10 protein-coding genes and 1 riboswitch are annotated in these 8,775 nt (G+C 63.2%); of the genes, 6 read left to right on the plus strand and 4 right to left on the minus strand.

Translation table 11 applies throughout. The annotated features are described in order from the left end of the window. Nucleotides 1–48: 48 nt before the first annotated feature. A riboswitch (TPP riboswitch) is annotated at nucleotides 49–148 on the plus strand. From R4P57_RS26060 to R4P57_RS26075, 4 genes are all read left to right on the plus strand, one after another. Continuing rightward, nucleotides 142–864 (plus strand): TenA family protein, encoded by a 723-nt coding sequence (locus R4P57_RS26060; RefSeq protein ID WP_317805760.1) that lies wholly within the window; start codon nucleotides 142–144, stop codon nucleotides 862–864. It overlaps the preceding riboswitch by 7 nt. Beyond that, entirely contained in the window at nucleotides 861–1,874 is a 1,014-nt protein-coding gene (locus R4P57_RS26065) for an ABC transporter substrate-binding protein (protein WP_317805761.1), read from the plus strand. Before R4P57_RS26060 ends, R4P57_RS26065 begins: the two co-directional genes overlap by 4 nt. Next, nucleotides 1,852–2,688: an ABC transporter permease gene (locus R4P57_RS26070; protein WP_317805762.1), complete on the plus strand. Its 837-nt coding sequence runs from the start codon at nucleotides 1,852–1,854 to the stop codon at nucleotides 2,686–2,688. The genes R4P57_RS26065 and R4P57_RS26070 overlap by 23 nt, the downstream gene beginning before the upstream one ends. Continuing rightward, on the plus strand, nucleotides 2,681–3,427 hold the full coding sequence (locus tag R4P57_RS26075; RefSeq protein ID WP_317805764.1) for an ABC transporter ATP-binding protein: 747 nt from the start codon (nucleotides 2,681–2,683) through the stop codon (nucleotides 3,425–3,427). Before R4P57_RS26070 ends, R4P57_RS26075 begins: the two co-directional genes overlap by 8 nt. Before the next feature lie 32 nt (nucleotides 3,428–3,459). On the opposite strand, the gene R4P57_RS26080 is transcribed toward R4P57_RS26075, so the two are convergent. Beyond that, nucleotides 3,460–4,737, minus strand: coding sequence for an LCP family protein (locus R4P57_RS26080; RefSeq protein WP_317805765.1), 1,278 nt, complete (start codon nucleotides 4,735–4,737; stop codon nucleotides 3,460–3,462). Between the two features lie 20 nt (nucleotides 4,738–4,757). After that, nucleotides 4,758–5,414, minus strand: a complete 657-nt coding sequence (locus R4P57_RS26085) for an FMN-dependent NADH-azoreductase (RefSeq protein ID WP_317805766.1) — start codon at nucleotides 5,412–5,414, stop codon at nucleotides 4,758–4,760. Between the two features lie 74 nt (nucleotides 5,415–5,488). Between R4P57_RS26085 and R4P57_RS26090 the strand changes: the two genes are divergently transcribed. Beyond that, complete coding sequence (locus tag R4P57_RS26090; RefSeq protein WP_317805767.1) at nucleotides 5,489–5,851, plus strand: helix-turn-helix domain-containing protein; 363 nt, start codon at nucleotides 5,489–5,491, stop codon at nucleotides 5,849–5,851. 15 nt (nucleotides 5,852–5,866) lie between these two features. Here the strand turns inward: R4P57_RS26090 and R4P57_RS26095 are convergent, their stop codons facing one another. After that, nucleotides 5,867–6,187, minus strand: a complete 321-nt coding sequence (locus R4P57_RS26095; protein WP_317805768.1) for a homoserine dehydrogenase — start codon at nucleotides 6,185–6,187, stop codon at nucleotides 5,867–5,869. 229 nt (nucleotides 6,188–6,416) lie between these two features. Continuing rightward, nucleotides 6,417–7,187, minus strand: coding sequence for a hypothetical protein (locus R4P57_RS26100; protein ID WP_317805769.1), 771 nt, complete (start codon nucleotides 7,185–7,187; stop codon nucleotides 6,417–6,419). Between the two features lie 187 nt (nucleotides 7,188–7,374). Here R4P57_RS26100 and R4P57_RS26105 point away from each other — a divergent pair, with 187 nt between their 5' ends. After that, nucleotides 7,375–7,659, plus strand: coding sequence for a GNAT family N-acetyltransferase (locus R4P57_RS26105; protein WP_317805770.1), 285 nt, complete (start codon nucleotides 7,375–7,377; stop codon nucleotides 7,657–7,659). The last annotated feature ends 1,116 nt before the right edge of the window (nucleotides 7,660–8,775 follow it).

Genomic DNA, 8,775 nt, shown 5'->3' on the forward strand with positions numbered 1-8,775 from the left:
ACAGGGGCGGCGGCATCGACACCGAGTGACCGGTGTTACTGTCGCTTTCGTTCTGACACGGGGTGTGTCCGCCGATGCGGATGCTGAGATCAAACCCGCCGAACCTGATGCAGGTAATGCTGACGAAGGGATGTCAAGGCGATGACGCCTGTTGTATCTGCGGACCCGGTCCGCTTCACCGATCGACTGTGGAATGCCTCCGAGGACATTCGACGCGCGATCGACGACCTCGAATTTCTTCGACTCCTCGGGGCCGGGACGCTTCCGCTCGATGCGTTCCGTCGATACCTCGAACAGGACTCGCTCTATCTCGGTGGGTACGTGAAGTCGCTGTCACTGCTGGCAGCACACGCACCGAACCCGGTCGCCGGAGCATTCTGGGCAAGCGCCGCCGCGAGCGCGATGGACGAAGCCGCATCGCACGAAGCGATGCTGACCGGTGGAGCGCTGCCCCCGTCGACCCGGACGCCCGAACCTTCACCGGCATGCCTCGGTTACACGTCCTACCTGACCGCGACGGCGGCAACCGAACCGTATCCTGTTGCAGCAGCAGCTGTTCTGCCGTGCTTCTGGATCTACGCCGACGTCGGCCGCTCACTCGCCGGTGCCGCGAAGGCGGTTCTCGATCGCGATCCCGATCACCCGTACGCGCAGTGGGTAGCCGCGTACGACGCACCCGAATTCCATGCCATCGTCGACGCCGCCAGGACATTCGTGGACGACGCCGCGGCTGCCGCGACTCCGATACAGCGCGAGCAGATGATCGACGCCTTCGTCGTGGCATCGAGGTACGAATTGATGTTCTGGGACAGCGCTTTACATCCCACCCCATGGCCCCTGGCCGAGAGTGCGGTGTACGCATGAGAACCACTCGAATCCTCGCCGCGTTGGCGGCCGCCGTCGTTGCCACGACCGGACTGGCGGGCTGCTCGGAGTCGACGGATTCCGACACCATTCGGTTCGCGTTGGACTGGACGCCGAACACCAACCACACCGGCCTCTATGTGGCCCTGCAGGAAGGCTATTTCGCCGAGGCCGGCCTGGACGTGAAGATTCTGCCGTACAACAACACCGCGGCGGACACTCTCGTCGATGCCGGAAACGCGGAGTTCGGTATCAGCACACAGAGTTCGGGAGTCTTCGCCACCTCGGCCGGCGCACAGACGGTGTCGGTTCTCGCGCCGCTGCAACACTGGGCGACGGGCATCGGAGTGCGCGCCGATCGAGACGATATCCCGAGTCCGAAGGCACTCGACGGGAAGGTCTATGCCGGCTTCGGCGAGTCCGGCGAGCAGGCCGGACTCGAGAAGGTCATCCAGAACGACGGCGGCACAGGCGAATACGAAACGGTGGTACTGGGCACCTCGGCGTACGAGGCGGTCTACTCCGGTACCGCTGACTTCACCGTCTCCTACTTCGCGTGGGAAGGCATCGAGGCCGAGCACAGCGGAACGCCGATGAAATACTTCGACTACACCGACTATGGATTTCCCGACGCCTACGCCATCACGATCAGTGGCAACGAGCCCTGGCTCGCAGCCCATCCGGACCAGGCCGAGAAGTTCGTCCAGGCACTTCAGCGCGGCTACCAACTCGCCGCCGACGATCCGGACAAGGCCGCACAGGATCTGATCGACGCCAATCCGGGAACCTTCACCGACGAGTCGCTCGTCTTCGAGAGCCAGGAGATGCTCGCAGCGAAGTACATGAAGGACTCCACTGGCGAGGTAGGACGACAGAGTCTCGACAAGTGGACCGCGTACTCGAAATTCCTCTACGACAGCGGTGTGCTGGCCGATCAGAACGGCGCGCCTCTGACCGCGGAGCCGGACTGGTCGACCTACTTCACCAATGACTACCTCGGCGATCGATGAGTCGGCAGCCGCTGACCGAGGTTCCTACTCGTTCAGCGGTATCCGAGCCTCGCTGCGTCGGTCGTGGCCCGCGCTGACCGTCGTGGTTCTACTCATCGCCGCCTGGCAGGTCTACGTCGAGATCAGCGGCATCCGGCCGCAGGTGCTGCCGTCCCCCGGCCGTGTGGTGGTCCAGGGTTGGGCGCAGCGCGATGCGATCGCCGAGAACGCGGCGGCGACCCTGCAGGTGACCCTCGTCGGCTTCGCGGTCTCCCTGGCCCTGGCGTGGTTGCTGGCCATCGCGGTGGATTTCTCGCCGTGGCTGCGGCGCGCGTTCGTACCGCTCTTCGTCGTATCGCAGACGCTTCCGATCATCGCGATTGCGCCGCTGTTGATCATCTGGTTCGGCTTCGGGCTGCTTCCGAAGATCCTGGTCATCGCACTGGCCACGTTCTTCCCGATGGCCATCGGGCTCATCGAGGGTTTCGCGGCGGCCGATCGGGACGCGCGATCGCTGCTGGCCAGCATGGGTGCCTCGCGCTGGCAACAGTTTCGATACGTGCGGCTACCGTCGGCGCTTCCCCGATTCTTCACCTCACTGCGCATCGGAATCACCTACGCCGTGGTCGGCGCGATCTTTGCCGAATATGCGGGGGCCAGTGCGGGACTCGGCATCTACATGAGCCAACAGAAGAACTCGTTTCGTACCGATCTGGTTCTCGCCGCGGTTGCCGTGACGGCCGTGATCAGTGTGGTCCTGTTCGTCTCCACCTTTGTGGTGGAGCGGTTCGTCGCGCCTTGGGCGCGCCACGGCTCGGCTGGTCTTCATGTCTGACTCCGACACCGCCGACACGTGCATCGATGTTCGCGATCTCACCAGATCATTCGGCGACAAGCCCGTGCTCGACGGCGTGTCGTTCGGTGTTCGTCCCGGCGAGTTCGTGTCGATCATCGGCCCGAGCGGTTCCGGTAAGAGCACGGTGTTCAACATGCTGGCCGGACTCGACAGACCCGACTCCGGCACGGTTCGAGTACCGCCGTGCGCCTACATGCTGCAGAAGGATCTGTTGTTTCCGTGGCGTTCGGTGTTGGACAACACCACCCTCGGGCTGGAAGTGCAGGGCGTTGCCAAGAAGGAGGCGCGTGCGCGAGCATGCGAGCTGTTCCCGGTGTTCGGCCTGGACGGGTACGAGTCGGCCAGGCCGTCCGAGCTCTCCGGCGGCATGCGCCAGCGAGCGGCGCTGCTGCGCACGGTGGTGCAGGGACGATCGGTACTTCTGCTCGACGAGCCCTTCGGGGCACTGGACTCGTTGACTCGAAGCGACATGCAGGCCTGGTTGCAGCAGGTCTGGTCGGAGTTTCGGTGGACGGTGCTGATGATCACGCACGACATCCGCGAAGCGGTCTATCTCTCCGATCGCGTGATCGTCCTCTCCCCCAGACCAGCCCACGTTCGACGGCAAATCGAGGTGACGCTGCCCCGCCCACGCGGGCTCGAGATCGTCACGACGCCGCAGTTCGCGGCGATCGAGAAACAGCTGATGGACGTTCTGCTCAGCGCGCCGACGCTCTGACCGACACCGCGCGAGTTCAGTCGACGCAGGGCTCAGTCGACACAGGGAATGCCGCCGTCGCTGTGCATACCCGCGTCGGGGGCTGTGGCCGGATCCAGGGCCGGATTCGGTGCGACGACCTCGAGCGGGGGCGGCGTTGTTGCTGGATCAGGTGCCGCGGTCATCGGCGGTGCGGGCGTAGGCGCGTCGCCGATCAACCGCGCTGCCTCGGCGCTGATGGCGTCGACGTCGACGAGGTTGACGTCCTGCCCGTCGATCGTGTCGTAGCCCGTGATCGGGAGCGTGTAGAAATCGATGTCGCCCTGCATGACTGCACCGGCTCCCCCTGCGAGCTTCACCGGATCCAAGGATGCATCGATCACGACGTCGTTCTTGGTGCCCGCTACGAGTGCCCGGAGTTCGCCGATGTTCGCCATGACACCGGAGGAGCTGAGCTTGGCCATCACTCCTGCAACGAAGGCCTGCTGTCGTTTGGTTCGATCGAGATCGCCGTTGTCGAGGCCGTGGCGTTGCCGGACGAAGGACAGCGCCTGTGAAGCGCTCAGTTCTTGCGCGCCCGCAGCGAAGTCCGCCCCCGAGTAGTTATCGTGTACCGGGTTGTTCAGGCACACCTGAATGGGTCCGACGGCTGTTGCGACGTCGTAGAAGCCCAGAAGGTTCACTTCGGCGAAATGATCGATCGGCACGTCGAGCAGATCACGAACCGCGGTCAACGTCGATCGTCGACCCGCGTCGCGCGCTCGACGCTCACGCTCGGCCGGATCGGTGACGCCCTCGTCGAGCAACTGTGTGTCGGCGTCGGCTTTCGCAAGTCCGTACGCCTCTTTGATCTTTTGCTTGCCGTATCCGGGAACGTCGACATAGTCGTCGCGGGGTATCGACAGCGCAGTCCCGCGCCCGCCGCCGGCCGGAAGGTGCACCAGCAACAGGGTATTGGTGTTGTATCCCCCCACGTCGCTGTCGCCCGCATGCAGCGCATCGGTGACGAACTCGGCAGACAGGTCGTTGCCGTCCATGTCCTTGCGGCTGTCGAGGCCGATCAACAGGATGTTGGTGTCCTCGCCGTTGCCACTCGGATCGTTGTTCGCGATGCCGTCGAGCGCATCCGATGTGGTCAGTCCCGTGGTGGCTTCGCGGTACACCGCGAACCCGATTCCACTCACCGCGATCGAGGCAACTGCCGCAGTGGCGACGAAAGCCCGGCCGATTCGGAGCGCGAGGAGGCGATCGCGCGACGGCGTCGTGACGCGATGGCGCCCCGATGCACGTTCACCGCGAGTGGTGTCGTTGCCTAGGCCGTTCGAGAGCACCTCGCCAGGCTACTCGGCCCTCACCTGGCGGTTGCTCCACCCAATCGCAGTGCGAGATCGTCGACGGCGGAGAACGCCGCCTCGAGATTGGCTCGTGCCTGCGGAATCTGCGGTGCGAGCGCCGGCACCCGCTCGGCGAGCGTCAGGTCGACCGGAACGAAATGCACGTCCATTCCCAACGCAAGTCCGAGCACCTGTCGCAGTTGCGCGGTGGTGTGGTCGGCGGACGCGTTGTCGGTACCGGGGGTGTAGTCGTTTCCCCGACTGGTCACCACGACCACGGGCTTGCCGACGAGAGGTGCCGTGTCACTGTCGAACGGCACGGTGATGCCCGGAACGTGTATGTAGTCGATCCATGCCTTCAGGGTCGACGGGATCGACCAGTTGTACATCGGCGCGCCGATCAGCACCGCGTCCGCCGAGATCAGTTCCTCGATCAGTTCGACCTGCAACGCCTCGGCGGATGGCTCGACGGTTTCGTCGGCGGTTCGCAGATGAGGTGCCCAGTGCAGCGCAGAGGTGGGTAGGTGCGGCAGCGGACTCGAGTGCAGGTCTCGATGGATCACCGAGTGGTCGGTGCCGATGCCATGCCAGGCGTCCGAGAACCGGGCCGTCACCCGGCGGCTGATCGAGCGATCCGGGTCGGCGGACGAATCGAGATGCAACAACTGCGGCACTGAAACACTCCTCACATTCTGGGTGCTTCGAGCCTATGCGTACCGACGCCTGTACACGCTCCTATCCTGGACGAATGGACTTCCGATTCGTCATGCCTGCTCTCGAGTCGCGATCGGCCAACTCGTTGGCGGCGGTCGTTCACGAGCGGACCGGAGCAGACGTCGACATCAGAATCGGCGGTTCGGAGGTTCGGCTCGACGACGCAGCACGCACTGCGGTGTTGGAACTTCTCACCCAGCTCTCGACCGGCCGGGCGGTGTCCATCGGCACCGTGGACGAGTTGCTGACCACCTCGCACGCTGCCGAGGTTCTCGGCGTTTCCGACACCTATGTCAGACGGTTGGCCGATGCGGGCGATCTACCGATCGAAATGCGCGGCACTCACAGACGATTTCGGCTCGAAGACCTTCTGCGGCATCGTGATCGATTCCGGTGACGTTGCGCGTTGCCGTCACCCGGCCTCGCGTTCGATGTGCTCGGACTGGACGGTCATGAGATCGCGGAACGCCTGCCCGGCAGCCAGCCAGAGTTGTTCGGAGTCGATGTAGTCCACCCCTCGGATCTCGACGTCGCCCAGGTACGCGCCGACGTCGACCGACAACATTCCGATGACCGAAGAGACGTCGGCATCGAGATACGTGGATTGGGTGTTCTGCAGCTCGCGGAACTGAGCCGAGAAGAACTCGGCCGGTATTCTCCGATCGACGAACTGGGCGATGAGGAACAGGAAGCGGGACGCATGGGCTGAGCCCGTCCGGAAGGAATGTTCCATGGTGAAGACCTCTCCCCACGGTCGACAGCACCCCTCGCACTGTCGACCGTTGAGCTCGCTGATGCCCGAATTCGATGCACGGACGAACTCTCGAACATCGATTCGACCCAGAGGCTAAAACAGGGAGCTCGTCCTACCAGCGCAAGATTAATCGGACCTTTGTCCCGTTTTTACCGGAAAAGCCAATTTGGTGAGGAGTCACAACAAAGCAGTCGCGAGCTGTAGTTCTCTACTGAAACGATCCCAGCGGAGCACGATCCGGAGTGTCCAGTTGCCAGAACTGCCAACCGTCACGTTCCTCGACATCCCCACTGATATGTGTGGCAACCGCACTGGCAGCGACGGAAGGATTGTCGAACCGTCGGCCTTCCATCGGTCCTGCAGTAATCTCGAGGCGCTGCGTCTCGGGGTCGTAGCGGCCGCTCAGGCGATAGCCCTCGCAATCGGCGACCACGCGTACCCGGTTGTCGATCACTTCTTCTTCGACGGTCGCCTTGGCCGACTTACGAGGTGCCTTCACCCGTGGAGTACGAACCCACGTCTGTTCGGGGCCGAGGTCGACCGAAGTGTCCAACGTCGAACTCAGACCCAGCAGGTCCCATCGCTCGCTGCCGTGCAGTACTCGGTCCACCGCGATTGCGTGATGCCCGGTCCTGGTACGGAGTGGCGAATCCTGGACCCACAGGTCGACTTCTCCGCGAATGTCGGTGGCCATCTCTTCGGACGAGACCATGTAGAAGCGCGGCTCTTCGTTCGCGAGATCGACGAACACCCAATACGAGGATCCGGTGTCGTCACTCTCGAGCGATTCGTCCTGCCTGCGGGCCTTCCAATCACCTGTCACCTTCGATCGCACTCGGACTACGCACGACGACGTGCCGTCCATCGACCAGACCTGCACAGGATTGCGTCGCGACGTCGTCAGCCGCTCCGCGCGTCCACCGCGCTGAGCGACGGTTCGGATGAATGCCTTGATTCCCCGGTCGGATGTGTCTTCCACGGATTGCCACCTTCAGCCTCGAGAGCGCCCCGTACTTATGAAGAGCGGTGTTGCGACGGGTGGCGCTTGCACGACTCGGTTTCTCTCACCCTACTGCGTCAATGCGTGCTCGAGTAACCGCAGAACACCCCACAGGACGAGTGCCGGGTTAACGTGGTGACACCGAACTCGGCCAGGAGGTACCACCATGGCGGTCAAGATCACCCACGACAGTGCCGACCATCGGTTCGAGATCTATGTCGATTCCGAGTTGGCGGGGTACTCGGAATACTTCGAATCGGACAGCTCCAGAACGTTTCATCACACCGTGACACTTCCGCAGTTTCGCGGCCGGGGATTTGCCGCTGCCCTCACTGAATACGCTCTCGACGACACCAGCACGCAGGGACTGTACGTTGTCCCTACGTGCTGGTTCGTTCGCGACTTCATCGCAGCCGCGGGCGATCGCTACTCACATCTGATGGAGCCCTGACTGTCAGTGGCGGGACGACATCACCCCGATGCTGATCTCGGATTCCGGTTCACAGTCGTTCGAGGCCACTGTATCCGCAGCCTCACTCTCGCGTGAATCCGATTCTGCGACAGTAGTTTCGGCAGCTCTTTCCGCCGCGATCCGACGCCGTTCGTAGTTCTGCGTACCACGCGCGACGCGTTGTCGGTGTTCGTCAAGTATCTGCTCGTAGTGGTACATCTGTTCTCCTACAACAAGAGTGGACGCCGAATACACAGCATTGCTGAGCGGCGAAGTATTGAATCGATTGCTACATATCGTCGGGCGGACCGCACCGATTCGGCCGAAGACCTACTCAGAGAGCATGATCGGCGATCATGGCAAGCCGCGTATAGACGACTCGACGGCCTACGTAATTCACTTCTGCTGCCATTGTCCACCTCCACGGTCTCTGCGATGTGCCTGTGCCACGATCATGCACGGCCGAGGCGGCGAACTCCACCGATTAAATTCAGCACGCACGACGCACGAGTTCGTCGTCCACCAATTCACCTGAAACACGGGCTATTTCGCGACAACTATGCCTTCGGAACGACGTGGTGCGAAGACGACGACAACGCACCGAACCGACACACCGTGCGCGGCCAAGTGATACTCGTACCTACCGCGACCAGAGGCAAGGTCGAGACTCCGAGCCCGCACACGCTCGCGCGTTTACCCTTGCGTCCGCAGTCCGCGGCCGCGTCGCGCGCCGGCACCCGGGTCCCATCCCCGGTGTTCGCAAATGCGCGCGCGTGTGTCAGGTGCGGGTGGAATAGGTAGTGGTCGGAGTGCGATTGTGCGCGCGGATCACGAATGCGCCCGCGTGTGCGCTGAGAGGCGATTGTCGGGGTGACGGGCAACCTGGGGACGGGCCGTGTCCGGGTCGCCTCACCTGGGTGTCGGCAAATGCGCGCGCGTTCATCGGATGCGCGGGAAATGACGGGCGGCCGGGGTGCGATTGTGTGCGCGGCCGGCGACTGCGGGCGTGTGTGTGTTGGTGGTTGGTTGGTGTGTTGGTTGGTTTCGAAATGCAGAATGCCCCCGACCGTGGTGGTCGGGGGCATTCTGGGATGTTGTGTTCGGCGGTGTCCTACT

The organism is Rhodococcus sp. IEGM 1330 (assembly GCF_033142445.1).
In the GTDB taxonomy this organism is placed as follows: domain Bacteria; phylum Actinomycetota; class Actinomycetes; order Mycobacteriales; family Mycobacteriaceae; genus Rhodococcoides.